This window comes from Levilactobacillus yonginensis, assembly GCF_003946265.1.
Taxonomy (GTDB): domain Bacteria; phylum Bacillota; class Bacilli; order Lactobacillales; family Lactobacillaceae; genus Levilactobacillus; species Levilactobacillus yonginensis.
Genome location: NZ_RHNO01000015.1, coordinates 23,139 through 49,537, shown reverse-complemented (window position 1 = coordinate 49,537; position 26,399 = coordinate 23,139). Strand labels below are relative to the sequence as shown.

Below are 26,399 nucleotides of genomic sequence, written 5' to 3'. Positions count from 1 at the left end.
GTCGCCATCGTCGTGGTGGGCCCTAACTGAACAGAACCAGTTGTCTGGGCAACAACTCACGATTGGCACCGGTCGGGCGGTGCGGCAGCCTACTTCATTGAAATAAACTGAGGTAGCTCCATTGTAGCATAATCAGGGGATAACAAAGAAGCCGAATGAAGTGCCAATTGGCCTTCACTCGGCTTCTTTACGAAATCATTAGCCTTCTAATTGCGCTAAAGTTTGTTTGATGTGTGTTAAAGCAGTTTCCCGCCCAACTAATTCAATGGATTCTGGCAGTTCTGGCCCGTGCATTTCGTGGGTCACAGCAATTCGAATCGGCATCCAAAGTTGCCGACCCTTGATACCAGTCTCAGCTTGAACGGCTTTGATGACCTTAAAGATTTCTGGCGCATCAAATAAGTCCAACTTTTCAATCTGAGCAGCGAACGCCTTCAAGACCAGCGGTGCGGTCTCGTTGTTGATTTCGTCAAAGGCTTCACCACTAACTTGGTCAGGTTCTTCAAAGAAGACTGAAGCCATGTCATTGATTTGAGCCATGTAACTCATCTGACGCTTGTACAAGTTGATCAATTGCCGCGCCCATTCAATCTTTTGATTGTCTGGGTTAGCTGGAATATTCCCCGCCTTGATCAATTGCTTCAAAGCCAGATCCATGATGGTACTGTCATCGGCATCCTTCACGTAACGGTTGTTCAACCATTCCAGCTTGTCACTGTCAAACGTGGCAGGTGATGAACTCAGGCGAGTTTCATCGTACATCTTAATGAATTGCTTACGGTTGAAGATTTCATCTTCACCCACCGGTGACCAGCCCAACAACAGAATGAAGTTGAACATAGCCTCTGGCAAGTAACCCAGGTCACGGTATTGTTCGATGAATTGCAGAACAGATTCATCACGCTTAGATAACTTCTTACCAGTATCCTTGCTGATGATCAAGCTCATGTGGCCGAACTTAGGTGCTTCCCAACCAAAGGCTTGGTAGATCATCAATTGCTTAGGCGTGTTGGCAACGTGGTCATCACCACGGAAGACGTGGCTGATAGCCATCTTGTGGTCATCAACAACCACGGCGAAGTTGTAAGTTGGCATCCCGTCACGCTTAGCGATAACGAAGTCCCCACCAATGGTGTCAGAGTTAAAGGAAACGTTTCCCTTAACCATGTCATCCCAGGCAAAAATTTCATCCTTAGGTACGCGGAAACGAACAACTGGCTTCAAGCCCTTAGCCTTAGCGGCATCGATAGCGGCTTGCTTTTCTTCTTCGCTCATCCCAGCGTATTCATATTCGTAGTGAGGCATTTCCTTGCGCGCTTTTTGAGCTTCACGGTCGGCTTGTAATTCATCTTCCGTCCGGTAAGATTCGTAAGCCTTGCCTTCATCTAACAATTGTTGGATGAGTGGCGTGTAAATGTCGCGCCGTTCGGATTGACGGTAAGGACCGTAGTCGCCACCGACGTCAGGACCTTCATCCCAGTCCAAACCAAGCCACTTTAAGTTCTCTAATTGGCTCCGTTCACCGTCTGCGATGTTCCGTTTCGTATCCGTATCCTCGATCCGGATGATGAACTTACCCTTGTTGTGACGGGCAAATAAATAGTTAAAAATGGCCGTCCGGGCATTACCAATGTGCAAATGACCGGTTGGGCTCGGTGCGTACCGAACCCGAATTGAATTTTTCGCCAAAACGTTTGCGCCTCTTTCTAAATTTTATTCACGTTTAATTGCTGACACTTCGCCATAATTTTATGACGCAATGTTCTAAGTTTACAATGCTCGCCAAGAAAAATAAAGGCGTGACCCTCAATCCTTCTCAGAATTCCGTCAATTTCAGTAAATTAACGGGAACGCTTTGTATTTTTGGACCCCTTAGCTGCTGACTTTTCACTTTCAGCCTGTTCCTCAATATTCTTACTGGAGTGAGCTGGCTTAGCAAAAATCATCCGGCCGGCATCCGTTTGAATGGCACTCGTAACCGTGACATCCAACTGCTTATTGATGAAGTAACGACCATCTTCCACGACAACCATGGTTCCGTCATCCAGGTAAGCAACCCCCTGTTGACGTTCGGTCCCATTCTTGACGACCATCACGTGGATGTCCTCACCAGGAATGACCCGTGGTTTCAACGCATTAGCTAGGGAGTTGATGTTTAAGACCTGAACGTTTTGGAACTGGATGACTTTGTTCAGGTTGTAATCGTTGGTAACAATCACCCCACCATTTTGCTTAGCCAGGGCAATCAACTTGCTATCAACTTCCGGAATGTCTTCAAAGTCCCCTTCGTACATTTCAATCGGCATGATGTGTTCATTCTGGAGCTTGTTCAAAATGTCCAAGCCACGACGACCCCGTACCCGCTTGATTGAATCACTAGAATCTGCAATGTACTGAAGTTCATACAACACGAAGTTGGGGACTAAGAGTGTCCCTTCCAGGAAGCCCGTCTTAGCCAAATCGTAGATACGACCATCGATTAAGATATTGGTATCCAAAATCTTGTAGTGGTGAAAGTTAGGTTCCACCTCTTTATCTAACACGGCTTTTTCTGCTTTCTCTTCAGCGCTCTTCTTGTTTCGAGGTTGGAACAGCTTCCGCCATTCTTCTGGCCGCATCTTACTCAGCCGCACCCCAATTCGAAAACCAAAATAACCAAAAAGTAGCATTAAGATTCCGGGAATAACGGTTCCAAACAGAACGTTTGGAATCTTAAACAGGAACGACGAAATCAACAACGCTAGGACTAACCCAACGATGGTCATCAACGCCCCCAGAATCATGGTCACCGGATTCTGCTGGTTCAAATAGGCTTCGATTCGATTGATTAGTTTCAGCAACAGGCCCGCAAAGAGCAATCCCAAAATCAGGAAAATAATAGCACCAAGCAAAATATTAACGAGCATGTTGTCGACTAACGGACTCGTGACCCCCATCAATACCCAGATGTGGGGCAGATAAGCTACCCCGAGAATGGCCCCGATGACGGCAAAGACAATCAAAATCACTGTTTTCTTACGCATTATTTACTCACCTCCCTTCACTGGCAGTGAACACCGTTAAACGCCCAAAGCCAATTTCAACGTTTGCCGCAACGTGGAAACTCCCACAACGTCGATTCCAGTTGGTGGGTTCCACCCTTGGAGATTGTTTTTAGGAACGTAAATCCGTTTGAAACCGAGCTTTTTGGCCTCGGCAACCCGCGATTCAACCCGGTTGACCCGCCGAATTTCACCAGTCAGTCCGACTTCACCCACGAAGCAGTCCGTAGGGGCCGTCGCCGTGTCCCGATAACTGGAAGCAATCGACATCGCAATCGCCAAATCAATGGCGGGTTCGTCAAGTTTGACCCCACCGGCAGCCTTCAAAAAGGCATCTTGATTCTGTAACATCAAGTTCGCTCGCTTTTCCAGAACGGCCATCAGTAAGGAGACCCGGTTACGGTCCAACCCACTTGAGGTCCGTTGCGCATTGCCAAAGACTGACGGTGTAATCAAGGCTTGAACTTCAACCAGAATTGGTCGCGTCCCTTCCATCGAGACCACAATCGCCGACCCAGTTGCATCCTTCAACCGTTCCTCTAAGAAAATCTCCGACGGATTGGCCACCTCATAGAGCCCGCCTTCCCGCATTTCAAAGATTCCTAGCTCATTGGTGGACCCAAAACGGTTCTTCACTGCCCGTAAGATCCGGTAGGTGTGGTGCAAATCACCTTCGAAGTACAAGACGGTGTCCACCATGTGTTCCAAAATCTTAGGCCCCGCAATGGCGCCTCCCTTGGTCACATGACCCACGACGAAAATCGTAATGCCGTTGGTCTTGGCAATTTGCATGAGTTCACCCGTCACGGCCCGAATCTGAGAAACCGAGCCAATGGCCGATTCAATTCCTGGTGCCTGCATAGTTTGAACGGAATCGATAACCACGTAATCCGGCTGCATTTGTTCAATGTTAGCTCGGATGCTGGCCATATCCGTTTCTGGATAGAGGTAAAGATTATCACTATTGACCACTAATCGGTCAGCCCGCATCTTAATCTGCGAAGCACTTTCTTCCCCTGACACGTACAACACCTTGCCCCCGGTCTGACTAAGTTGCCCAGACACCTGTAGCAGCAAGGTGGACTTGCCAATTCCGGGGTCCCCACCAATTAAGATGAGGGAGCCCGGTACGATACCACCACCCAAGACCCGATTCAATTCCTCCATCTGAGTCTTGACCCGAGTTTCAGTGGAATGCTTAATTTCACTCATGAGTTGTGGATGGGACTGTTCCCCACCGACAGCTGTTCGCGTAGATTGCGGCTTTGGCTTATCAGCGGCCGGGGTCACAACCTCTTCCACCATCGTATTCCACTCGCCACAGTTGGGACAGCGGCCCAGATAGCGCGGTGAACTATAATCACAGTTCTGACAAACATAAGTTGTTCTTGGTTTAGCCACGTAGATCCCCCTGTTTTCTTGATTGATTTAACTTTATTTTAGCATACCTAATGGGCGTTCCCCACTAGTCTGTTGCGCTATTTTTCCGACCTAATTTTTGTCCGAAGACCCAAAGCCACCAGTCCGTTGTTGCTGTGGAATCTGTTCCCCATCAGCGAGTAAAAATGGCATAAAGATTCCCTGCGCAATCCGTTGGCCCTTCTGGATAGTGATGTCAGTTAGACCCACGTTGACCAGCTGAACAAAAATTTCGCCTTCATTTTTATCATTATTATAGTAATCAGCGTCAATCACGCCGACCCCGTTTGGCAGAATCAAATTGTGTTTCAACGGGTTACTGGACCGGTTAGCCAGCATCAGCACCTCACCCGGCTGCATAAATGCCTTGATGCCCGTCGGAACCAGCCAAGGCTTCAGGTCACTTTGGCCGGCCGTTAGCTCAGCTGTCGTCAAGGGTTCACGGTGCTTCAGGTGTTTAAAAGCGTGGAGAAGATCATGGCGCCAAATAGAAGGTAACGTAAAGTCCTCGGCGCACTCAAAGTCGTAGCCCGCCGCCTGTTGCGTGGTCCTATAAGGGAGTTTTAACCCCTGATCGGCATACTTACTGACAATTTCAAATCCCCGTTGCATAAAAATCGACACTCCCTCATTTTTAGATGAACGCTAATCTTTCACTCTGTTACTAGAATAAGCATCCTCAGACCAGATTACCAGCAAAAACACGTTCTCTCGAAAATTAGTTGACAACCCTTGCCTGATAGACCAAAATCGAAGTAAGACTGGTTTGGAAAAGGAGTTTTGGCATGGCGATTACAGAAGAACCTGGTCGATTGACCCTAATGGTCGACGACCAGTTGCGGGCAAGCTTACACTACATTTGCTTGAGTGACGCAAGTTGGGTACTCGAACAAATTTTTGTCCGACCATCACAGCCTGCTACTGAATTAGCAGCTCAACTGATCACCCGGTTCATCGAGCTAGCAACGGCGGCGCACGTAACCGTTAAGTTGTTGGACCCGTACGCCAAACGCTACTTTACTCAGCATCCCGCGCCCACGTTGCTGGCAGACCACCAACTGCCGGTCAGCGGGGCCGCGGCGGTACAACCAGTATCTTTAGACTAGAACACTCAGAAGAGGAGACATTTAGATGGATCAGAATGCATTAAAGGCCCTCGTTGGCCAAGAAGCCGTAAAGTACGTCAAAGATGGCATGATTTTAGGTATCGGTACCGGTTCAACCGTTCGTTACATGATCGATGCCCTTGGCAAGCGCGTTAAGGAAGAGGGCCTCAGCATCGTGGGGGTCGCCACTTCAGACCGTTCCGCTAAGCAAGCTGAATCATTGGGCATCACCATCAAGCAATTGGATAAAGTCGACCACCTCGACCTCACCATTGACGGTGCTGACGAAATTGACGATAACTTCCAAGGAATCAAGGGTGGCGGTGCTGCTCACCTTTGGGAAAAAATCGTGGCTATCAACTCGACTAAAAACATGTGGATCGTTGATGAAAGCAAAATGGTTCATCACTTAGGCCAATTCCCACTTCCACTAGAAGTCATTCCATTCGGTTCCACTCATGTGTTAGAAAAGCTGGATAAAATGGGCTTACACCCTGAATTCCGGATGCAAGAAGACGGCAGCCACGTGCTGACCGACTCCAAGAATTACATCATTGACCTGCACTTGGGCCGGATCGACCATCCTCACGAATTAGCCGACACGTTAAACGGCATCGTGGGTGTCGTCGAACACGGACTCTTCTTAGACACGGTCAACACTGTGATTGTTGGCCGTCAAGATGGACCAGAAGTCCTGAACGCACGGGACTAGTTTTAACTTAATTCTAAAATGCCCCATTCAATTCTGAAATAGAATTGAATGGGGCATTTCTTATGATTTTCAAGTGATTTTCTTGGAAATGGCGACTTGAAGACGTGCCTTGCGGCTTCAAGCGAGGGGCAAGACCGCTTTTGGGCTTGTCCCGTCCTGCCCACCGCGTTCCAGTCCAAATTTGGCGAACGGTAAGGCGACAATTTTCCACTATGTCTGTACTCAAACGAATGGTACACGGTGATAAGGTGCCATCCGTGAAACTATTAGCCCAGTAGTGTATCATTAATACATGTTTATATCGCTTTAAAATATTTGTATAGTGAGGTAATTACATGGAAACGACACAATTAAGCAACGGCGTTACCATCCCCATGTTAGGATTCGGAACTTACTTAATTGACAGTAAAGACGTCCCAGCAGCTATCAAGACAGCCTTAGATGCTGGCTACCGGCATCTCGATTGCGCCCACATTTACGGCAACGAACCAGCCGTTGGTACGGCCATCAAAGCGTCTGGCATTGACCGCTCTGACCTGTTCATCACGTCCAAGGTTTGGAACGCTGATCAAGGTTACGATAAGACCCTGGCAGCCTTCGACCAAACATTAAGTGACTTACAATTAGACTACTTGGATTTATATTTAATCCACTGGCCAAATGAAGAAAACTTCGACCTCACCTTAGACACTTGGCGCGCCTTAGAAACGCTCTACCAACAAAAGAAGGTTCGGGCCATTGGGGTTTCCAACTTTTCCGAAGACCAACTGAACCAGGTTTTTGCCATGGCTAAAGTTAAACCAATGGTCAACCAAATCGAACGTCACCCCTACAAGGTACAAGCTGAATTAGGCAAATTCGACACGGACAATGGTCTGCTGAATGAAGGTTACTCACCGATTGGCCACGGTCACTTGATTCTCGAAGACCCCGTCATCACTAAGCTGGCTGATAAATATGGTAAGTCCCCAGCACAAATTGTTTTGCGCTGGCAAGTTGACACGGGCTTTGTGGTCTTCCCTAAGTCCTCAAAGCCAGCCCGGGTTCGAGAAAACTTTGAAATCTCTGGCTTTCATTTGACGACCGAAGAAATTGCAGAAATCAACGGCTTAGATCAAGATAAGCATTTAAATTACGACTAAGCAGTTGTTAAAAATTAGAAATATCGGTCATTCAAAACCGACCAGCGTCTGGGAGCAGTCCCAGGCGCTTTTTTTGTTACCGGCGTCTCCATGCTTGGTTATGAGTCACTGAAGGCTGATAACGCTGGAAGTCTCAACTGCCCTACTAAGAAGGCATAATCCGAAATACCAAGCGAGTCGCTGCTGGCATAACGAACAGGTCCCGAATAAAATAGGCCATTGTCAGGGTACTGAAGAACCCCAGAATAAATTGACTCACCGTCATATGCCCCAGTGTCCCGTTCAACAGTAACGCCCGCGTGCTCATTGTGAAACACATTGTCAGGAGCATGGTCCAACTACGAATCGTCGTAGATTTCGCTTGGATTCTCGCCTCATCAACCATCCGGTGCGTCTGCCATTTAATTAACAAGTTACTCAAATTCACAGCTACCAGGAGGTTAAGAACGAAAGCGAAGGCAATCGTGGGCCCAACTGACAGCCAAAATACTCGCCACATGTTGTGGTTAATGCCAACACTCTTCGCCATTCCTAACCAGCTCATACTGCTAGCCATACCGGTGCACAAAAATAATGTAAAAAGTAATCGCTGTTTTAAAGTCATTTTAAAGTCCTCCATATAGTTGATAAGACAACTATTACAGAATAGTCGTATTTAGTGTATTTGTCAACTATATTTATGCTATACTAACCTAAATAACCACAAAGGAGGCCGTTGCCTTGGACACTATCAAATTAGGAAAGTTCATTGGAGCACTCCACCGTCGCTTTCAGACGGCTATGAATCGCGAATTAACGCTCCCTGAAATCAATGCCAGCAACGCAAATTTTCTACTGTTTATCAGCGAACATGACCGGGTCACCGCCAAACAAATCACAACCGAACTGGCCATCAATAAAGGTCTCGTTAGTCGTGAAATGACCCGCCTTGAGAACGCTGGTTACGTCACCAGGGTCCCTGATGCCACTGACCGCCGAGCCACTTGGGTCAGTATTACCCCTAAGGGCCTGACTGCCTGTGAAACGATTCGGCAAATTAAACAAGCGCTCTGGGATCAAATTCTCGTTGATACATCAGCAGCTGACGTCGAACTATTTTTCAATCAATTGGCATCCCTGAGTGAGCGTGCAAAGGTATTCGATCATCTCCAGTGATCCATTTTCACTAAAACCACGATTTAACGTTCATTTAAGCCAGCAATTAACAAAGGGTGCTCACTACTCCACACGGAGTTAGTGAGCACCCTTTTAATACGTCAACTGCCTATTTACGCTTAACCAAATGTCTAATCAGCCAAATAATCCCACCAAAGACTGCAATCCAAAAGACAAAACTAATTATGTAAAACAAAGAATCTCCCAAATAGAACATCCTGACATCCCCCGACAAGTATATCTATTCAAATAATGGGCTTGGTCGTTTGGGTTGTCAACCAAAAGTTGTGTGCGTCAAAGGCTGGTTAGTCAATGATCATTAACGTTAATCGTCACATAATCCCGGTCTTGGATTGTTTGTCTAGCGTGGTTAGGCCGAACTGACTGCCGCTTGTCACACATTTCGATTACATTCGTTCGGAGCCGCAAACGGGCCTGAGACTTTTGTCCCTGACCCACGAATTTCAACCAACCCTATACAAAAATGAGAAGATTGGGGTACAATGAGAGAATAGTTAGGAGAGTGACGTCATTGAGTAAAGAAATCACGGCGGATCAAACCGCCCGTTACCAACAAGCTTTAGCTGCTGACCCCACCGCAAAGGTCTTAGAACGGGCCGTCAGTCATCAAGGAATTTTAGCAACTTCTGCCGATTACGCTTCAGAAACCGACATGACTCCCGTCTTCTCCATTGATTTGGACACTGGGAAAGTTGCCAATCAAAAGCAAAGTGGCCGTTGCTGGATGTTTGCCGCATTGAACACGATGCGTCATCATTTAGCCGACCTCTTCAACTTAAGCGATTTTGAATTATCTCAGAACTACACTAACTTCTGGGACAAGTTTGAAAAAGCTAACTACTTTTATGAAAACGTCTTGGCCACTGCTGACCAACCAACGTCTAGCCGGAAGGTCGCCTTCTTAATGGCTACCCCACAACAAGACGGTGGTCAATGGGACATGCTGTGTGCCATCATTGAAAAGTACGGAATCGTGCCTAAGTCCGTTATGCCTGAAACTTATAACAGTTCCAAGTCCAGCGAACTCAACAGCACGTTGAACTTAAAGCTACGTAAGGATGCCGTTACTTTACGTAAATTAGTTGCCGACAAGACCAGCGATGCTGACATTGCCGCTGCTAAGGACAAGATGTTAGGCGAAGTTTACCGTTTACTGAGCTTCTCACTCGGCGAACCCGTTAGCGAATTCGACTTCGAATACCGCGACGATGACAAAAACTACCACATCGACAAGGGCTTGACCCCTAAGTCCTTCTTCGACAAGTACGTCAACTGGGACTTAAGCGACTACGTTTCCATCATCAACGCCCCAACTGACGACAAGCCATACAACCACACCTACACCGTTGAAATGTTAGGCAACGTGGTCAACGGCCGCCAAGTTAAGCATTTAAACGTCACGATGCAGGACTTCAAGCAACTGGCCATCAAGCAATTACAAGCTGGCCAATCCGTTTGGTTCGGTTGTGACGTTGGTCAATCCTCAGAACGTCAAAAAGGAATCATGGACACCAAGTTCTACGACAAGGATGCCCTCTTCAACATCGACTTCTCCACGACCAAGGCAGAACGCCTTGATTATGGTGAAAGCATGATGACCCACGCCATGGTCTTAACTGGTGTCGACTTGGTCGATGGCCAACCAACCAAGTGGAAAGTTGAAAACTCTTGGGGTGAAAAGGTCGGAACGAAGGGTTACTTCGTGATGAGCGACGCTTGGATGGATGAATATTGCTACCAAGTTGTTGTGAACAAGCAATTCTTACCTGACGACTTGAAGAAGACGCAGGAAACCGAAGAACCAACTGTTCTGGCGCCATGGGACCCAATGGGTGCTTTAGCTTAGTCAAAAGTTTCTTTCTTAATATAGTCCAAAAGTCCGTGAAATCGCTAAGATTTCACGGACTTTTTAATGCCTAACTTTTTTAATTTCAAATCGTCTAATGGCAGGCTGTTTTTCCCGGCAGACCTAGCCTAGCCAGCAGGTGTCAAATCAAGCTATTTGATGACGCGGGCAATATTCTCCGCAGTCCGGGCCAAGTTAGCCTGTCCCGTCTGAATGGCGGTTGGCAGATCAACAACTCCCGGTAGGATACCAAAGATGGCATCAATGCCCAAATCATAGAGTTGGTCGATTCCCTCTCCAACGTTGCCAGCTACACCAATCACCTTAGCGTGTGGACTGGCTGCTTTCACAGCCTGAGCAGTTCCCATCGGGGTCTTACCGTACTGCGTCTGGAAATCAATGGCACCTTCACCAGTAAAGGCCAGGTCAGCCCCCACCGCTCGCTCTTTCAGGTGCGTTTCCCGAACCACAATTTCGACACCTTTCTCCATCTGCGACCGGGTAAAGGCTAACAAACCCGCACCCAGTCCACCGGCAGCACCGGCACCAGGGTAATCTGCCAAGTCTTTCCCCAAGGTTTGTTTAATAATTGCCGCGTAATGGGCCAAGTTCGCATCCAGAATGGGAACCATCTCTGGCGTCGCCCCCTTCTGCGGACCAAACACGGCTGCCGAACCTTTTGGTCCCACCAATGGATTCGTCACGTCAGACGCAATCCGGATCTTGGTTTGGGCCACCAACGGATCAACCGCAGAAACGTCGATACTGGCTAGTTCAGCCAAGCCACCGCCACCTCGCTTGATGGGCTCGCCGGCAGCATTGAGGAACTTTACCCCTAACGCTTCAGCCATCCCCTGACCGCCGTCCGTCGTGGCACTACCACCGATACCAATCACGATTTCCTGAGCACCGTGATGCATCGCATCTAGCATCAGTTGACCGGTCCCATAGGTCGTCGTAACCAAGGGATTCTTAGTCGCATCGTTGATAAACTGAATGCCACTAGCTGCGGCCATTTCAATGACGGCGGTCCGTTGATCGCCTAACAGTCCGTATTCAGCAGAGACCGTTTGGCCTAAGGGATTCAGCACGTCGGCGTGTTTAAACGTTCCCTGTGTGGCGTCAACCAAGGACTGCACCGTCCCCTCGCCACCATCAGCCATTGGCACGACTTCATAGTCTGCATCCGGGAATACCCGTTGTAAACCGGTGTGAATGGCCTCGGCGGCTTGTTTCGCAGTCAGACTTCCTTTAAATGAATCTGGGGCAATCACAATTTTCACAGGTGAACCATCCTTTCCGTAATCTAGAGCAAGGTAAACATAATGACCCCAACAACCGTCATCGTTAACCCAACAGCTGTTTCATAAGGGACTGATTGCATCCGTTCTTTCAAGGTCATGTTCATCGCGTTCGCCGTCACGTGGAAATAATTTCCTTGTGGCAGGTGGTCGATCACCGTAGCACCGGTATGAACCATCACGGCTGCGGCTAGTGGTGCCGTACCGAAGGCCAAGATGGCTTTCCCAAACGATCCAGTGGCTAAGATAACACCGGTTGACGTCGAAGCTGTAGCAGCGGCCATCAAGATACCAGCAATTGGTGCCAGGAAGGTACCAGAAATACCGGAGATCTTAATCAGATGCACAATTGCTGCGGGGAGGGTTGAGGTCGTAATCAGACCACCAATTGCCCCAGCACCAATTAGAATCAAGACAACGTCCGTCATCCGTGCCATACCAGCCTTCGTGTAGGCTAAGACTTGTTTGCCCTGGTGCATGGCCAGCATCCCAACTAACCCGGCCAGTGGCAAAATATACATGGCATCGACTTCAAATTTTTCTAATAATCCAATATGTAAAATACTACCAACGGGGTTCAGCAAGAGCAGAATGACCGCCAGTACGGGAGCCACAATAGCGGACCGCAAGGAAGGAAGTTCCACCGGTTCGTCGGACGTGCTCTGGTCCTGGTTAGCCTGAACGTCGGCCATCGTGGCAATGGCACCCCGGTGACGTAGCAACGTTGCCAGCAACACGGTCATGATCAACCCAAAGACGGCAGGAATAAAATCGGCCACCATTAATTGACTCAACTCAATGTTGAATCCGTGAGCGGCCGCAATCGTGTTGGGATTAGGCGAGATAATGTTCCCGGCTTTTCCCCCACCGGACAGGGCCACCAATAACGCCAGCTTAGAAATCTTCATCCGACTGCCCACCTCTAGCGCAATTGGCGCCACAATCAGGACGGCTACGGGAATGAAGACCCCGACCGCTGTAATGATCATGGTTGCCAACGCTAACGAGAAGATGGCGAGGCTTTCCCCAAATTTTGTGACGATTCCTCGGGCAATGGCGTTAGCCGCACCGGACTCCATCATGACGCCGGCAAAGACACCAGCAGCCAAGACCCGGACGACAGTTCCCATGACACTCTGAGAGCCAGTCACGACGATGTTAACGGTTTGGGTGAGATTAGCACCACCAATGAGTGCGCCCACAATGGTTCCCAGGAGTAATGAGTAAACGGGATTTAATTTACGAAGGATTAAAATAATTGCAAGAGCCAACCCGATTAAGGCTCCGATCCAGCTAACAGAAACTGACACGCGTAGACCACTCCCATCTTAGTCATTGTTGCTCGGTAAATTTCACAAAGTACTCTTGCAGTATAGCGCAACATAATTCCTTATGAAAGCGCTATATTTATCCGGACTAATTAATGGCATAGTCGCAAATTCACGTGCCGCCTGTAGGTATACCGGTTTAATATAGCTCGTTAAATCCGAGTGAAATTCGTTTTGGCCCATAATCAATCTCCAGACTAATTTAACTATTTACTAGTTAATCCAGAAAATCACCAGGTGACTTTCACAAAATAATTGGTGGTTGAATTGGAAAAAAAGAGGTCCCGGACAAAATCCCGGACCTCTTCATTTTCGAATGCCTAAAGACAATTAGCACTAGTTATTTAAGATTTTTCGCCGTTAACACATGTTTAAAGGTGGTCTTGGCTAACTCTTCGGTCGACCAGTCTGGCCACATGGTCTTCTTGTAGAAATTGTTTGAGAGGAAAATTACCCCAGTCCGTCCATTCTTACTCATCACGAACGTTCCTTCGTAAAACTCGCCTAAGCCATGACCATAGTAGCCGAGCTTCTCAAAGTGATACATTCCTCCGGCGTAGTTAGCGTCTGCCACCTTCGCTTCATGGAGCTCGTTAGCGCCACTAGGCGTTGCCAACAGGGTTCCTTGAATGATGGCCCGCTCTGCTCGGAACAGGTCCCCAGCACTCATTGTCGCGTTCCCAGTGGCCACTTGTGCCTCCATGTCTCGCATGGACGTTGAGACCGGTGTGGTGTAATCACCCGGAATATTCCCTTTATACCCCATCGTCATGCCCTTCGTCGTGGACCGGATCTGGGCAAACGACGTATGGTTTAAGTCCAGCGGCGTCACAATGTGTTCATAGAAGTTTTGGTAATAGGATAACCCCGTCACTCGGTTCACAATGGCCGCCAATAAAACAAAACTGATTGGCTGATAGTTAAATTTATTGATTGACTGCTTATCGACTTTGGCCAACTGACTAGAGTACTTGTACACGCCCTTCTCAGACAGTGTCGTGCTAGGATTGACCTCTCCCACCAGTCCCGCCTTCATATCAAGCATCTGCCGTAGGGTCACGCGATTACTGCCAGCAATTTTCGGGTAATATTTACTTAACTTATCCGTCAGTGAAATCTTGCCGGCTTGGACGGCGCGCATGACCAGCATCCCCGTCATCGACTTCTGAATAGAGTTCACCACAAATTGAGAAGTGGCCTGGTTCTGTTGATTCTTCTCAGCATTGGCCATCCCAAATGACCGCTGATAAACCACTTGGTCATTTTTCACCACCAAGGCCGTCCCACTGAATTTTTTATCTTTCAGTGCCGTCGTTAACTTACCCGTAAATATCGGTGTTTGCTTCCCAGCACGCCGCCGATCAAATGCAGTCACCTGATGGGTCCGCTGGCGGCTACTATCTCGGGCGTCTGACCGAATGTCCCGCTTGATTTTTTTTGCCGACTTACGGTTAGACGTTGCGATTTCTTTTTTGTCCTGTGTATCGATCTGATGCATCCCAAAGACCAGGCCGCTTATCCCCAAGATAATGACCAGTAACACACCCCAATGGATCAAATTTCGCTTATTCACTTTTCCCCAATCCCCAATCTAATAGATACTACTAGCTTGATTATACGAAAAAGTTGGCCAAAAACAATGATTTATGAGCATTGCTTCCGCCAACTTAATTATCTTATTCTTTTGTTAATTTTCGGCTACAGGACGGTCTTCCGTAAGACGTTCAACCGATCATCAAAATCATAGCGAATGGGTTCACCATTTGCTACTTCAACCTGGTTGATATCTGCATCCGCCACATGGTCGAGGTACTTAATCAACGCCCGCAACGTACTGCCGTGCGCGACCACCAATTGATTGTCACCGGCCAGCAACCGTGGGGCAATTTCATCCTCCCAGTAAGGCATCAATCGATGATAGGCCATTTCTAGACTTTCACCCAATGGCTCCACGTGCGGGCCAAATTGATCATAGCGCCGGTCCTGAATCACGTGATCCAGTAACGGAGGCACCGTTTCAAAACTCCGCCGCCAGAGCTTCACCTGGGCGACCCCCACGGCTGCCTGCACGGCTGCTTTATTCTTGCCACGGAGCGCACCGTAATGCCGTTCGTTCAGCCGCCATGATTTATACTCTGGCAAATAGAGCTGATCAATGGCCTCTAAAATAATGTGGGAGGTCACAATTGCCCGCTGAAGCATGGACGTGTGCAGTGCCGCAAACTGGATACCAGTCTCAGCAACCAATTCACCAGCGCTCCAGGCCTGTTCCCTGCCTTTGGCCGTCAGCGGCACGTCGCTCCACCCCGTGAAAATATTATCCCGGTTAGCGACACTCTCTCCGTGCCGTAAAATAACTAGCGTTGCCATCGCCATACTCCCTTTCTCTCAGTCATTTCAATCAATTCCCACCAACCATGATACCATAGCTCCCAGGGCGTTTCGTCTAATTCGTGTAACTTTTCACGAGAATAATTGGGTCACCTGCTGAAACGCACCGTCTAACTAAAGAAAGTTCGAAAACCGTTATCAAGCCAAGAATAGTAAGGCGTTATAGACTTAAAACTAGTCTTATCCAGTCACCTGCGGCGGTCAGACGGGTTCTTGGAAACTAAGCTAGCTTAAATACCTACATGACCGCACTTACGCAATATTATTGGCGCTCCATTAAGTAGCCGAGAGTGAGCCAAATTTGAACTAAGCCGTGGGATTTTCAAGTGTCTTTCTTGAAAATGGCGACTTGAAGACATGCTTTGCGGCTTCAAGCGAAGGGCAAGACCGTTCTTTGACTTGTCCCGTCCTTCCCGCCGCGTTCCAGTCAAAATTTGGTGAACGGTAAGGCGGTAATTTCCCACTATTTCTGACTAAATTCCAATACCAAACTCTTGTTGTATCAGACATAGTGGGTGTTTCAGTGCTTTCAACCTTTAGCGTCTAACAAAAAATGCCACCCGGCCTCCATTTAGAAGGACGCGTGACATTGGTTTAATTAGTCATTTGAGTAATCAGTTGAAGATTCTTCAGCGTGTCGTGCCAATTTGGCTAAGGCAGCTTTAGCAACCGCCGACTGTTCAGCCATAGCAGGCGTTTGAAAGTCGCTGGCATCTTCTTCTTCCAAATCGGATTCGCGTGCCTTGACCCGGTTCCCCATGAAGGTAATGACGGACCCAATCAAGATGATGACGATCCCAACAATGGTGTTCGTCAAAATCTTTTCGTGAATCAAAATGGCCGCCATGATTGGCGCCAAACCTGGTTTGATAAAGAAGACCAGTGACGCAGTGGAAACATCGGAACGTTCCATTGCCAAGAAGTAAAAGGCAAACCCACCACCGGTCACACAAACCCCGATGAAGAACAGAATCCAGAAATATTGGAAGCTAATATTTTGTAAAATTGGCATGGCAGCAAACTGACGTAACCATCCCACCTGACGCATACTCCCAGCAATCGCTGGCACGTGAGTAATGGCCATGATGATGAACAGTTCCAATGAGCCAGCCAAGAAAGTGAAACAGGTCATCACGATGCCGTTGAAATCGTGACGGACGGAGCCCCACCGGGAAACGATACTGTACAGCCCAAAGGTCAACGCTGAGGCAATGGCTAAGGTCAGGCCCACGGGATTCGTTAAATGCGCGGGGTTGACGATAACTACCAGACCAATGATGGAGACGATAACGGCAATCAAGTTAGCCCGCCCCATTCGTTCATGCAAGATCAAGTAAGAGAAGATCAAGGCAAAGACGGGGTTGCAGCTAAACAGCACGGCAACGGTGGAAGCCTCATCCACCGTAATTGCCAATTGATATAGCGTCATACTAATGATGACGCAGACCAAGCCGGTCAGGAAGAACAACGCCCAATCACTCCGATTTAAGCGGTGATGTTGCTTATGTAAGGCACGTAAGGCGATTGGCAACAAGACAACGCCCCCAATGAAGAACCGAATGAGGTTCAACTGAATGGGGTTGAACGCCCCACCGGCAGACTTCAAAGCGATTTCCATTGAACTAAACATTAAGGTTGAAAATGCGATGTACAACATTGTTTTTCTCAAAACGAAAAATTGTTCCTCCTTATATGAACCGACTCAACAATCAGGCAACGTGCTGGACAATCACCATCAGAATCGGAATCACCACTAAACTTAGGAGGGTCGTTTCGGTTACCATGATGGCCGCGTAGTCGGCATCCGCTCGGTAGAGCTTGGCGACTACTGGTGCATTCGTCATGACGGGCATCGCTGCTTGCAAAATAAAAACCTGTTTCATTAAAATTGGTAAGGGTAACGGTAGTACCAGGCACGCCATTAAGGTTGGTGCCACAATAAACCGTCCAAACAGGATGCCCCAACTATCCCGGTTAAACCGGATGTTCTGCAATCCTGCCCCGGCGATGGCTGTCCCGATAAAAATCATCGACAGCGGAATCGTCAGGCCACCGATATACTGGAAGTCCTTCATGATCCAATCTGGTAATTGGATGTTAAGGAGGACCAAGAGGACCCCCACAATGAATCCCAGTAACGGTGGTGAAAAAATCTTTTGGAGTGTGTCTTTGAGATTGAACTTAGCCTTACCTTGACCATCGCGCTGAATGAGGTAAACCCCCAAGGTCCAAAAGAAAGTCGTGTTTGCCATGTAGTAGACTAACACGAATGGTAAACTCTTCGGACCAAACAACGCTTCGTTCACGGGTAATCCCACAAAAACCGTATTTGAATTCAAAAACATTGATTCAAACAATCCCCGGTGTTGCGGGTGAATCCGGAATAAATGGAAGGCAATAATTGAAAGGCCAAACATAATCAGCATTGAAATAATCGGGAACCGTAGATCCGGCAACGTTCGTTTCAACGTCACTGCGGAAAACTTCGCGGTAATGGTACTGATCATATAAGCTGGCAACGCAATCTGGGTCACCAACCGGGCGATTAGCTTCGGCGCTTGATCGTCAAACCACCCCCGGCGGGAAAGTACGTACCCCAGACTGATCATGACCAAAATGATCAAGACCCCTGAGACACTTCGAATAAAGACGGCCATCCGCTAACCTCCCCGCTAATCATTACGAAAAATTAGAGTTTCTTAAGCAACGCGTCTTATTATAGCATAGGTCCGCGCAAACACGCCTTCGCAACCGTTTACAACCAGCATTCTTATCCGGTTTATCCTACCTTGACAGCTTGTGAAATCACCAAAGTTGCGGTAAACTTTCCCTCATTATCTGGGAGTTGACGGTGCCCACACATTTACGAACGTCGAAATTTATGGTCTAATGGATTAATTGAGTCTACAGATGGGATTCCAGGGGAATTTTAAAATCTGGTAAAGTTGGTTGGCTCCCTTTTAACTGGTGGGAAATCCGGCTTATAATGGTCTAAAGATTTTGATGAGGATGAGGAAAATAAATATGCCAAATGATAATAAACCACGGCGGCAACACTCCCCCGAAGACTTTGAACAAGTCTACGACCGGCGTGCCGACCGAAACTCACACTACAAACAACCACAAGTTCACCCACACCGTCCAGTCATGTGGACGATTGTCATTGCCCTACTCGTTCTGTTAGGCGGGGGCTTAGCATACGGCTATCAGGCATGGAACTCGGCCAAGAAGACCTTCAGTCAAACTTATGAAGCCTCGAACGCCGCTAAGAGTCGGAATGTGTCAGCCGTCTTACGGTCGAACAAACCATTCTCAATTCTCTTAATGGGAACTGACACCGGTGCCTTGGGTCGTTCAGATGTTGGGCGAACCGATACCATGATGGTTGCCACCATTAATCCCCAGAAGGAAACAGCCTACTTGACCAGTATTCCGCGGGATACGCGGGTCACAGTTGGTTCCGGCCAGAATGCTTCCATTCAAAAAATTAATGCGGCATACACCATTGGTGGTGCCAAAACTGCCGTTAAAACAACGGAAGACCTCTTGGATGTTCCAATCGACTTCTACGCCATCGTCAACATGGGTGGGCTAGAAAAGATGGTCAACGCGGTTGGTGGGGTAGACGTTAAACCGCCACTCACTTTCCACTATGGTGCGGCTAACGTGGTCAAGGGCAAAAAGACCCATCTTAATGGGAAACAGGCCCTAGATTACTCCCGGATGCGTCACGAAGATCCACTAGGCGACTACGGTCGGCAAAAACGGCAACGGGAAGTTCTACAAAAGCTGGTTGTTAAGGCAGCCGGGCTTTCATCGATTACCCGTTACCAAACCATTCTCAAGTCGCTGAATGGTAATTTAAAGACTGACTTGACCTTCGACGATTTGATGCAGATTCGGGCCAAATACGGCGACGCGTCTCATCATATTAGTTCTGAAACTTTGCAAGGACAGGACGCAATGATTGACGGTCTTTCCTATCAAGTCCCTACCACGACCGAGTTAAAGAAGGTTTCCAATCATATTCGAAAGACTTTGGGTCTGGCTAACACGACGAAGTTTACGACTGACGCAGACACGTCTACTACTGGCGCCACTGGTTACGACGGTACCACCGGAACTGCAACCAATACCGGTTACGGTTACTAATAGATAATTCCTAAGGGTTCGAGACGATTGTCTCGGACCCTTTTTTTCTGGTTGGCCAGTCAAAGTAACCAATTAGCGCGAAGTACACAATTATATGCTATGATAAGTGCAGACGTCTCGTCTGCATTTTTTAATTGCGACAATTCTGCCAATTTGGTATTTTTGCCAAGATTTATCAGTCGCTAGCAAATGACGAGAACACTTCGATAATGTGAAACAGTGCTAGAAATGCTCGCCTGTTCTTGTAGAAATGAATTGCGACCCCGATAATCATTAGGGTAAGCGAGTCATACCATTCTGAAGTTACCACACTAAAAGATATATGTCGTTGTGCTTTTTTAATAATGCGTTAAAATGGATTTAAACTTATCAGAACGAATGGTCTTTAAAGCGTCCAAAGGAGAGGATCGGCATGTATCGATTTTTCGTACAGCCTCAAATAAATCAAGATGATAAACGGGTTTTTGGTTACGAAGTTTTACTACGTAAGCAGGAAAATGATACCTGGGTTTTGCCAAAACACTTTACGGATATTTCCGTGACTGACCAGGCAAAGCTCCTGGAAGAAGCAGCTTCATCCCTGCACACCGCTGTTAATAACCAAGTCTTGGCCTTTAACCTTAACAATCAACAATTACGAGATCCCTTAACTCTGGGAACAATTATCGCACTTAAAAAACGTATCGCTCCCGCAGCGCTTACGATTGAATTGACGGAAGCGCCGACGTTAGATGAAATGAAACTCTTCAGTATGTCCGTTCATCAATACGGCATTGGCTTAGTGTTAGACGATGTGGGCACTGGAAGTAACACTTACGAAAACATTCGTTTCCTATTACCTTTCGTCGATGAGATCAAGTTTGCTATGCAAAATTTGCGCATGAGTGGCGAAGGTGACTTAATTCCGGCTAGTTTGGCCTTCTGGGCTCAAACCGCCCGGGACTTCCGTCTCCGGCTCGTTCTGGAAGGTGTCGAGAACGAACAGGATCAGGAACTTGCCAAACAATTCGGTATTACGCTTCATCAAGGATATCTTTACGGCAAACCTAGTCTAGTTTAAACAGCTTAATTTAAAATTTTTGTGAGGTCCGGGAATATCTTCCTGGGCCTCTTTTTTAGGGACACTTTTATAAGTCTGTTACCAAGTCGAACAGTTAGACCGCTTTTTCTCTATCCATTTTCTCAAGACTGTTTCGTTATCATGGCAAAAGCGCTGGTAACGCGTTAATATGTGACAATGAAATTAATTGATATTAAAAACTTATTTTTCCGGATTGGATGGTGACTCATATTGACTTGGTCCCACTGGTTCGTGACACCGGCCTTTACCAGTCTCTTCTTTCTCCTCGGTGTCTTAACCCTATATTGGTTCCTTACAAACGAGATTATTCGTTTTCTTAAAAATCGTGGCAAACATCCTGACCCTGATCAGGTACGCACTCACGTTGGGGTCATTTACATTGCCCTCTTAATTGTTGGTATGCAATTAGCTGTCAACGGTACTTCTAATAGTTGGGTCTTCGCTAACTTTCAAATATTTGCGATTGTATTTGTCAGCTACTTCCTCCAATTAGACATCCATCTATGGCAACTGATCAGTGTGATCGTCATCTTCATGGTCGTCAATGGTACCATGTTCTTCGGTCTATCTTGGGTCTTTGCCGCCTTTTACATTGGCCTATTTTATGCGATGAAACAGGTAAAGAAGCATCGCCATCATCACTGGCTAGACTTCGTGGACTATACGATAGCCAGTCTCGCATTCTCTGCCGTTCTCTGGGGACTGATTGGGATTCGCTATGAATTGCCGCGCAACACACTTCTCTGGGAATTAATTTTTAGTTTCTTCTTGCTCACCATTATGTACATTTACCTGGGAACGTTGATTTCCAGTGCCTCAACGCTAGCCCAATTAACCTACACGACTAATTTTGATGAATTAACGAAGGTCAAAAATTATTTTGCCTTCAAAAATGATTTTGAACGCGGCTTTGGTCAGAGTAAGCTCGCCAATCAGCCATTGACGCTAATGTTATTTGATATTGACCACTTCAAAAACGTCAATGATACGTATGGTCATTTAGCTGGCGATTACGTGCTTAACCGTACCGCTAGCCTGATCACGAAACAGTTGCAGACTATCGACCCAGAACTCTCACTTTACCGAACTGGTGGCGAAGAATTCACAATTCTCTTCACCAACTACACAACGGACCAGGCACGGACCCACATCGATGCCATTGCACAGTCCATTCGTGAAGCCAAATTTGAACAGGCTGGTAATCAGATCGCCGTTCGCCTCTCAGTTGGCGTGACCCAAGTCCGTCGAGCAGACGCTGAACAGCTGGACGTTTATAAACGGGCTGATCAGAATCTCTATTATTCTAAACGCCACGGCCGAGACCAAGTCACGGTTGGCTAAAATTAGCGTTGCTTCTTTCCAATGGGAAATGGAAGCAGCGCTTTTTGTTTACGATTTTTTTAGTATTCGGTATGAAAAACGTTATAAGGTGAATGGGGTGAATAATCAACGTGAGCATGTTATGGTAAAGCTACCAAAAACTCAGATTGGTGGTGGCTTCATGAGAGACTTTGGACAACTCCCCTATCGTTTTGGCATCAAGGTAAGAATCTACCCTTCCGACCGGCAAAAACAATTGATCAAACGTAACGCTGAGGCGTACCGTTTCGTCTACAACGAGCATCATGCCATTCAACAGCGATTGGAACATCTTCATCAAATTAAACACCCACCAACCAAAGTCCATACCCTCATCCAATACCTCACCAAAAGTCTAGATTATCAGCGAATGGCCCTCAATCATCCCTTCCTAACAGATTCTCGCATTGACGCTCACGTCCGGTTACAGGCCATTATTGATTATCACAACCGGCAGACGGCTTACGTACTCGGGCGGGCCAAGCGTCCCCACTTTATACGGAAAAGCTATACGTGGCGATACCAGTTGGCTTGTCAGTACCACCATCGTAGTCACGGATCCCTGCGCAACGGATCGATTGCATTCACCGATGCACACCACGTCACGCTGCCCATCATTGGGCGATTACGTGTGGCCGGTTCGCAGCACCGTCTGCTGAACCGAGAGACTCCAATTCAAATTAACCTGGTAACCCTAACTAAAGACGCCATTAATCACTATTACCTTTCCTTACAACTATCCAGTCCCGCTCCCTTTGTTCAGCATTTAGACGCCCAGCCTCACCCCGTAGGCATCGACCTGAATACTGCCAATTTTTTAACCACTTCAACGGGGAGGACTGTAGCCAGTCCCCATTTCAATCGGCGACTCAGTTCCCGTTTTAGGCGAGCGGTACGGCGATTAAATTTGCAACGCCATTTAGCCCAAAAGGAAAGGCGACCCCTAAGGACCGCCAAAAATTACCAGAAGCAACGCCAATGTGTGGCAAAGCTACTCATTAAATTACACCAGCAACGGGAAAATTTTTTACAACAATTGAGTACCCAAATTATTCGTCATCACGATGTCGTAGTTGCAGAAGAGCTTCGGGGCCAGGACACTGCCCGTAACTATGCCATGTCCTGGCGTTTTCGTGACCCAGGCTGGATTTCGTTGCTGTCTATGTTGCACTATAAAGCGCAATTATACGGACGAACATTTATCACGGTCGATCCCGTTTCAACTACCCAAACCTGTAGCCACTGCGGATACGTCCTGCATGGCCAGCAAAAGCTGACTTGTCGTGAACGCACCTGGTGGTGTCCACACTGCCTGACGTTTCACCGCCGTGATCAGAATGCTGCCCAAAATATCTTAAACCGTGGGTTACTCTGTCTAGCATAATAGCTCCCCCGTTTGGCAACTTGCGGGTTTGGCGTGATGGCCAATACTTAACCTAGGAAAAATCACGCAAATTACGGTTCCCTGATTGCTAACCAGGGCTCGTAAGCGTCCATGACGCAGTTGACTACCAACCGTGGAACCACTGAGTCCACGCAACTACCTTAAAAGTCCTCTTCATCAGCCGCCGTATCGTTAGCATCTTCTACGTGGCGAATTCCCGCTCTAGCAGCCGTTTCAATTCGTGGAATCACTTCCGCTAGTGGTTGCTTTTGACTCGACAATGCTTCAATTAACATTGGCAGATTTAATCCTGAAACGAGACCATATTTATCTGCATGTTGTGCAACAATTTGCTTAGCTGCATTGTAGGGCGACCCACCCCACAAATCCACTAAGAACAATAACTCATCAACCGGTCGCATAGCTTGAATTGCAGCCTGGTAATGATTGGCCAGGTCTTCAACGCTCTCTTTAGCCCCCAGAGTAACTGCTGTCACTTTGGGCGCCTTGCCAAAGATCATCTCGGCACTCTGCAAAATACCACGGGTAAACTCACCGTGGCCAGTGACGATTATGGCTAACATGTTGCCATCCCTTTCCTCTTATACTTAAGGAACACTTACATCAATTTTAACATGGCTTGTGGCGTTGCAAAACGCACGTCAGGTGTGAAATCCCGTGGTTGACGACCATTCCAAGCGGCAAAACCAAAAGTCACACCTGCTGCTTTAGAAGCCAGCGCATCATAGGCCGTATCCCCGACATAGACCGTTTCGGCAGGCTTGGCACCTAAACGTTGCATGGCTAATAGAATCCCATCGGGTTCCGGTTTACCGTGCGCAACATCTTCTGCAACGACAGCGATACTCATCTCTGTGTCTAGGCCCTCAGCCGTCACGTCACGCTCATATTCAAATTGCTGTTTTGACGTCATGATTCCCAGGTGAGCACCCGCTTTTCTCAAAGCCGTCAATGCTGGTTTGACACCTGCATACACTTTAACTGATTCACGATATTGAGCCGTTCTCGGTCCCCAGGCAGCTAGCACGTCATCAATATCAGCGATTCCTAGTCGTACCAGTGCTTCACGACTAGGAATACCAAAGGTTGTAACTAATTCTGCGTACTCCCGGTCAATTCCCCTTTCGTGAAGAACGGCCTGCAGGGACTTCATGTACATCGCCTCCGTATCTAACAACGTACCATCAATGTCAAAAATAAAATTTTTCATTTAAATAACTTCTCCTCAATCACAGGTTGGTTGACCCTTAGTGCATCAAAAAAAGGATGCAGTCATACCGACTACACCCTAGTTTATCACGCTTTAGGTTAGGACTCTAATTTGGGAGATGCTGCCATCATTCTTGGTGCATCTAAGTTCTCTTCCGTCGTTTCGGTCTTCCCTTCAACGACGTCAACAGAACGCTGTAAGTTCCGCAGTTGCTTAACTGCCCGAATCCAGGATGGCACTAAGATGGCACATGATCCCAACCAAGCTAATGGTTCTGCTGAAACTGCGCCAGCATAACCAAAGGCATGGACCATGAATAAAGCGGCAAACACCCGCATCGTTAATTCACCAACACCGGCCAAAGTCGGCAAAACACGTCGACCCAGTCCCTGAAGGGTGTTCCGAATAATAAACAACACACTCAACAACAGGTACGTACTACCAATAATGTTGAAGTACGTCTGTGACAAGTGAATCACGTTCTCATCAGCAGTACCGATGATCAAGGTCACGATTGGCTTACCCAGGAAGATAACCAAACCACCAGCGAAAACGGCAAAGCTCCCAGATAACCACAGGGTCTTTTTGACCCCTTCTAAGATTCGACCAAACTTACCCGCACCAAAGTTCTGTGCAGCAAAAGTTGCCATAGTAACACCGAATGAAGACATTGGTAACGAGCAGAGTTGATCAACCTTAGACGCCGCCGTCGAAGCAGCAACGGAATCAGTCCCTAGTGAGTTCAACGCTGCCTGCATAACCATCGTCCCAATTGCAATGATGGAAAGCTGAAATCCCATTGGCATCCCCGTTGAAAAGTGTTGCCACAATTCATTTAAATCAAACTTGAAGTCTTCCTTTGAAATGTGTAACAACGGAATTGACCGCACAATGTAGCCCACACATAAGAGTGACGCGATCACTTGAGAAATAACTGTTGCCCAACCGGCACCGGCAACCCCCATATGAAAGACCAGAATGAACAATAATTCCAAAATCACGTTAACCACCGTCCCAATCATCAAAAAGATCAGTGGTGTTCGTGAATCGCCTAATGCCCGAATAATGTTGGACAACAGGTTAAATGCCATGGACGCAAAGATACCAGCGAAAATGATACTGATAAAGGTCCGCGCATTGTCGAAGATTGACGCAGGTGTCTGCATCAACTTTAAAATGGGATCAACAAACGTTAATGCTAAAACCGTTAAAACAATCGTCATTAAAATCGAAATGATAATGCTCGCAGCAAACGACCGCCGCACCCCACGATAATCGCGTGCGCCAAATCGCGTTGCCGTAATGATGGCCAAGCCGGCAGTTAAGCCCTGGGCAAAGCCAATAATCAGAAAGTTAATGGAACCGGTAGCTCCAACAGCGGCGAGCGCCTTGACACCAAGAGTTTGTCCCACAACAACGGTATCGGAGACGTTATACAATTGCTGAAATAAGTTACCAATCAACAATGGAATCGTGAAAAAGAAAATAAGTTTCAGGGAATTGCCCTTGGTTAAGTCGCTCATACGCCGACCTCCTTCTAATATTTATCTTGCTAAACACACAAGAAGACTACTATAACGCGAAACACCCGGATTGTCAGCAAATTTGCTCACTTATTTTTCAATCGGATTTTTCGCTGTAATAAGGCATTCTACGCCCTTTTTAACCGCATTTGAACCCCCATTTCCACTGAAAACGATTTCCCTTAAAAATTGTTATCTGTTTGTCAT

General features: G+C 47.4%; 23 protein-coding genes. 9 read left to right on the top strand and 14 right to left on the bottom strand.

From position 1 onward, the window contains the following. Positions 1–198 precede the first annotated feature (198 nt). From gltX to EKM87_RS08640, 4 genes are all read right to left on the bottom strand, one after another. A complete protein-coding gene (gene gltX, locus EKM87_RS08655) occupies positions 199–1,689 on the bottom strand; it encodes a glutamate--tRNA ligase (protein ID WP_125683837.1) in 1,491 nt (496 codons plus the stop codon). A 152-nt stretch (positions 1,690–1,841) separates the two neighbouring features. Further along, positions 1,842–3,023 (bottom strand): PIN/TRAM domain-containing protein, encoded by a 1,182-nt coding sequence (locus EKM87_RS08650; protein WP_125683835.1) that lies wholly within the window; start codon positions 3,021–3,023, stop codon positions 1,842–1,844. Positions 3,024–3,059: 36 nt separating this feature from the next. After that, entirely contained in the window at positions 3,060–4,442 is a 1,383-nt protein-coding gene (gene radA / locus EKM87_RS08645) for a DNA repair protein RadA (RefSeq protein WP_125683833.1), read from the bottom strand. A 90-nt stretch (positions 4,443–4,532) separates the two neighbouring features. Further along, complete coding sequence (locus tag EKM87_RS08640) at positions 4,533–5,072, bottom strand: dCTP deaminase/dUTPase family protein (RefSeq protein ID WP_125683831.1); 540 nt, start codon at positions 5,070–5,072, stop codon at positions 4,533–4,535. Between the two features lie 173 nt (positions 5,073–5,245). On the opposite strand from EKM87_RS08640, the gene EKM87_RS08635 reads away from it, so the two are divergent. The 3 genes from EKM87_RS08635 to EKM87_RS08625 all read left to right on the top strand — a co-directional run bounded on the left by EKM87_RS08635 (position 5,246) and on the right by EKM87_RS08625 (position 7,420). Continuing rightward, positions 5,246–5,566: an N-acetyltransferase gene (locus EKM87_RS08635; RefSeq protein WP_225428424.1), complete on the top strand. Its 321-nt coding sequence runs from the start codon at positions 5,246–5,248 to the stop codon at positions 5,564–5,566. A gap of 25 nt (positions 5,567–5,591) precedes the next feature. Continuing rightward, complete coding sequence (gene rpiA / locus EKM87_RS08630) at positions 5,592–6,278, top strand: ribose-5-phosphate isomerase RpiA (protein WP_125683829.1); 687 nt, start codon at positions 5,592–5,594, stop codon at positions 6,276–6,278. 335 nt (positions 6,279–6,613) lie between these two features. Further along, complete coding sequence (locus tag EKM87_RS08625) at positions 6,614–7,420, top strand: aldo/keto reductase (RefSeq protein ID WP_125683828.1); 807 nt, start codon at positions 6,614–6,616, stop codon at positions 7,418–7,420. A gap of 145 nt (positions 7,421–7,565) precedes the next feature. Here the strand turns inward: EKM87_RS08625 and EKM87_RS08620 are convergent, their stop codons facing one another. Further along, positions 7,566–8,024, bottom strand: a complete 459-nt coding sequence (locus EKM87_RS08620) for a hypothetical protein (RefSeq protein ID WP_125683826.1) — start codon at positions 8,022–8,024, stop codon at positions 7,566–7,568. A gap of 116 nt (positions 8,025–8,140) precedes the next feature. Between EKM87_RS08620 and EKM87_RS08615 the strand changes: the two genes are divergently transcribed. Together EKM87_RS08615 and EKM87_RS08610 are read left to right on the top strand one after the other, a co-directional pair. Further along, positions 8,141–8,575, top strand: coding sequence for a MarR family winged helix-turn-helix transcriptional regulator (locus tag EKM87_RS08615; RefSeq protein WP_125683824.1), 435 nt, complete (start codon positions 8,141–8,143; stop codon positions 8,573–8,575). Between the two features lie 532 nt (positions 8,576–9,107). Further along, positions 9,108–10,442 (top strand): C1 family peptidase, encoded by a 1,335-nt coding sequence (locus EKM87_RS08610; protein WP_125683822.1) that lies wholly within the window; start codon positions 9,108–9,110, stop codon positions 10,440–10,442. A gap of 152 nt (positions 10,443–10,594) precedes the next feature. Here the strand turns inward: EKM87_RS08610 and EKM87_RS08605 are convergent, their stop codons facing one another. From EKM87_RS08605 to EKM87_RS08580, 6 genes are all read right to left on the bottom strand, one after another. Beyond that, positions 10,595–11,725: a glycerate kinase family protein gene (locus tag EKM87_RS08605; RefSeq protein WP_125683820.1), complete on the bottom strand. Its 1,131-nt coding sequence runs from the start codon at positions 11,723–11,725 to the stop codon at positions 10,595–10,597. A 23-nt stretch (positions 11,726–11,748) separates the two neighbouring features. After that, positions 11,749–13,053 carry a GntP family permease gene (locus EKM87_RS08600; RefSeq protein ID WP_125683818.1) on the bottom strand — a complete coding sequence of 435 codons (1,305 nt, stop codon included), beginning with the start codon at positions 13,051–13,053 and terminating at the stop codon, positions 11,749–11,751. A gap of 358 nt (positions 13,054–13,411) precedes the next feature. Continuing rightward, positions 13,412–14,644: a serine hydrolase domain-containing protein gene (locus EKM87_RS08595; protein WP_125683816.1), complete on the bottom strand. Its 1,233-nt coding sequence runs from the start codon at positions 14,642–14,644 to the stop codon at positions 13,412–13,414. A gap of 125 nt (positions 14,645–14,769) precedes the next feature. Beyond that, a complete protein-coding gene (locus EKM87_RS08590) occupies positions 14,770–15,441 on the bottom strand; it encodes a 2,3-bisphosphoglycerate-dependent phosphoglycerate mutase (protein WP_125683814.1) in 672 nt (223 codons plus the stop codon). A 619-nt stretch (positions 15,442–16,060) separates the two neighbouring features. Next, entirely contained in the window at positions 16,061–17,131 is a 1,071-nt protein-coding gene (locus EKM87_RS08585; protein WP_125683812.1) for a DMT family transporter, read from the bottom strand. Between the two features lie 40 nt (positions 17,132–17,171). Beyond that, positions 17,172–18,119 carry an AEC family transporter gene (locus EKM87_RS08580; RefSeq protein WP_125683810.1) on the bottom strand — a complete coding sequence of 316 codons (948 nt, stop codon included), beginning with the start codon at positions 18,117–18,119 and terminating at the stop codon, positions 17,172–17,174. Positions 18,120–18,486: 367 nt separating this feature from the next. On the opposite strand from EKM87_RS08580, the gene EKM87_RS08575 reads away from it, so the two are divergent. The 4 genes from EKM87_RS08575 (at position 18,487) to EKM87_RS08560 (ending at position 23,438) form a co-directional block, all read left to right on the top strand. After that, on the top strand, positions 18,487–19,614 hold the full coding sequence (locus EKM87_RS08575) for an LCP family protein (RefSeq protein ID WP_125683808.1): 1,128 nt from the start codon (positions 18,487–18,489) through the stop codon (positions 19,612–19,614). Positions 19,615–20,026: 412 nt separating this feature from the next. Next, complete coding sequence (locus tag EKM87_RS08570; protein ID WP_125683806.1) at positions 20,027–20,674, top strand: EAL domain-containing protein; 648 nt, start codon at positions 20,027–20,029, stop codon at positions 20,672–20,674. Between the two features lie 231 nt (positions 20,675–20,905). Next, positions 20,906–22,036, top strand: coding sequence for a GGDEF domain-containing protein (locus EKM87_RS08565; RefSeq protein WP_125683804.1), 1,131 nt, complete (start codon positions 20,906–20,908; stop codon positions 22,034–22,036). A 160-nt stretch (positions 22,037–22,196) separates the two neighbouring features. Beyond that, positions 22,197–23,438 (top strand): RNA-guided endonuclease InsQ/TnpB family protein, encoded by a 1,242-nt coding sequence (locus EKM87_RS08560; protein WP_164506465.1) that lies wholly within the window; start codon positions 22,197–22,199, stop codon positions 23,436–23,438. A 161-nt stretch (positions 23,439–23,599) separates the two neighbouring features. Here EKM87_RS08560 and EKM87_RS08555 read toward each other — a convergent pair whose 3' ends face one another. The 3 genes from EKM87_RS08555 to EKM87_RS08545 all read right to left on the bottom strand — a co-directional run bounded on the left by EKM87_RS08555 (position 23,600) and on the right by EKM87_RS08545 (position 26,192). Beyond that, entirely contained in the window at positions 23,600–24,022 is a 423-nt protein-coding gene (locus EKM87_RS08555; RefSeq protein WP_125683800.1) for a PTS sugar transporter subunit IIA, read from the bottom strand. A 35-nt stretch (positions 24,023–24,057) separates the two neighbouring features. Beyond that, positions 24,058–24,669 carry an HAD family hydrolase gene (locus EKM87_RS08550; protein ID WP_125683798.1) on the bottom strand — a complete coding sequence of 204 codons (612 nt, stop codon included), beginning with the start codon at positions 24,667–24,669 and terminating at the stop codon, positions 24,058–24,060. 98 nt (positions 24,670–24,767) lie between these two features. Then, a complete protein-coding gene (locus EKM87_RS08545; RefSeq protein ID WP_125683796.1) occupies positions 24,768–26,192 on the bottom strand; it encodes an MATE family efflux transporter in 1,425 nt (474 codons plus the stop codon). Positions 26,193–26,399: the final 207 nt, after the last annotated feature.

Bases quoted from the DNA above. Each gene is read 5' to 3' on its own strand.
- EKM87_RS08570 (WP_125683806.1), top strand. From the start codon at position 20,027: ATGTATCGATTTTTCGTACAGCCTCAAATAAATCAAGATGATAAACGG.
- EKM87_RS08640 (WP_125683831.1), bottom strand. From the start codon at position 5,072: ATGCAACGGGGATTTGAAATTGTCAGTAAGTATGCCGATCAGGGGTTA.
- EKM87_RS08560 (WP_164506465.1), top strand. From the start codon at position 22,197: ATGAGAGACTTTGGACAACTCCCCTATCGTTTTGGCATCAAGGTAAGA.
- EKM87_RS08575 (WP_125683808.1), top strand. From the start codon at position 18,487: ATGCCAAATGATAATAAACCACGGCGGCAACACTCCCCCGAAGACTTT.
- rpiA (WP_125683829.1), top strand. From the start codon at position 5,592: ATGGATCAGAATGCATTAAAGGCCCTCGTTGGCCAAGAAGCCGTAAAG.
- EKM87_RS08555 (WP_125683800.1), bottom strand. From the start codon at position 24,022: ATGTTAGCCATAATCGTCACTGGCCACGGTGAGTTTACCCGTGGTATT.
- EKM87_RS08580 (WP_125683810.1), bottom strand. From the start codon at position 18,119: ATGGCCGTCTTTATTCGAAGTGTCTCAGGGGTCTTGATCATTTTGGTC.
- EKM87_RS08545 (WP_125683796.1), bottom strand. From the start codon at position 26,192: ATGAGCGACTTAACCAAGGGCAATTCCCTGAAACTTATTTTCTTTTTC.
- EKM87_RS08620 (WP_125683826.1), bottom strand. From the start codon at position 8,024: ATGACTTTAAAACAGCGATTACTTTTTACATTATTTTTGTGCACCGGT.
- EKM87_RS08635 (WP_225428424.1), top strand. From the start codon at position 5,246: ATGGCGATTACAGAAGAACCTGGTCGATTGACCCTAATGGTCGACGAC.
- EKM87_RS08590 (WP_125683814.1), bottom strand. From the start codon at position 15,441: ATGGCAACGCTAGTTATTTTACGGCACGGAGAGAGTGTCGCTAACCGG.
- EKM87_RS08650 (WP_125683835.1), bottom strand. From the start codon at position 3,023: ATGCGTAAGAAAACAGTGATTTTGATTGTCTTTGCCGTCATCGGGGCC.
- EKM87_RS08625 (WP_125683828.1), top strand. From the start codon at position 6,614: ATGGAAACGACACAATTAAGCAACGGCGTTACCATCCCCATGTTAGGA.
- EKM87_RS08550 (WP_125683798.1), bottom strand. From the start codon at position 24,669: ATGAAAAATTTTATTTTTGACATTGATGGTACGTTGTTAGATACGGAG.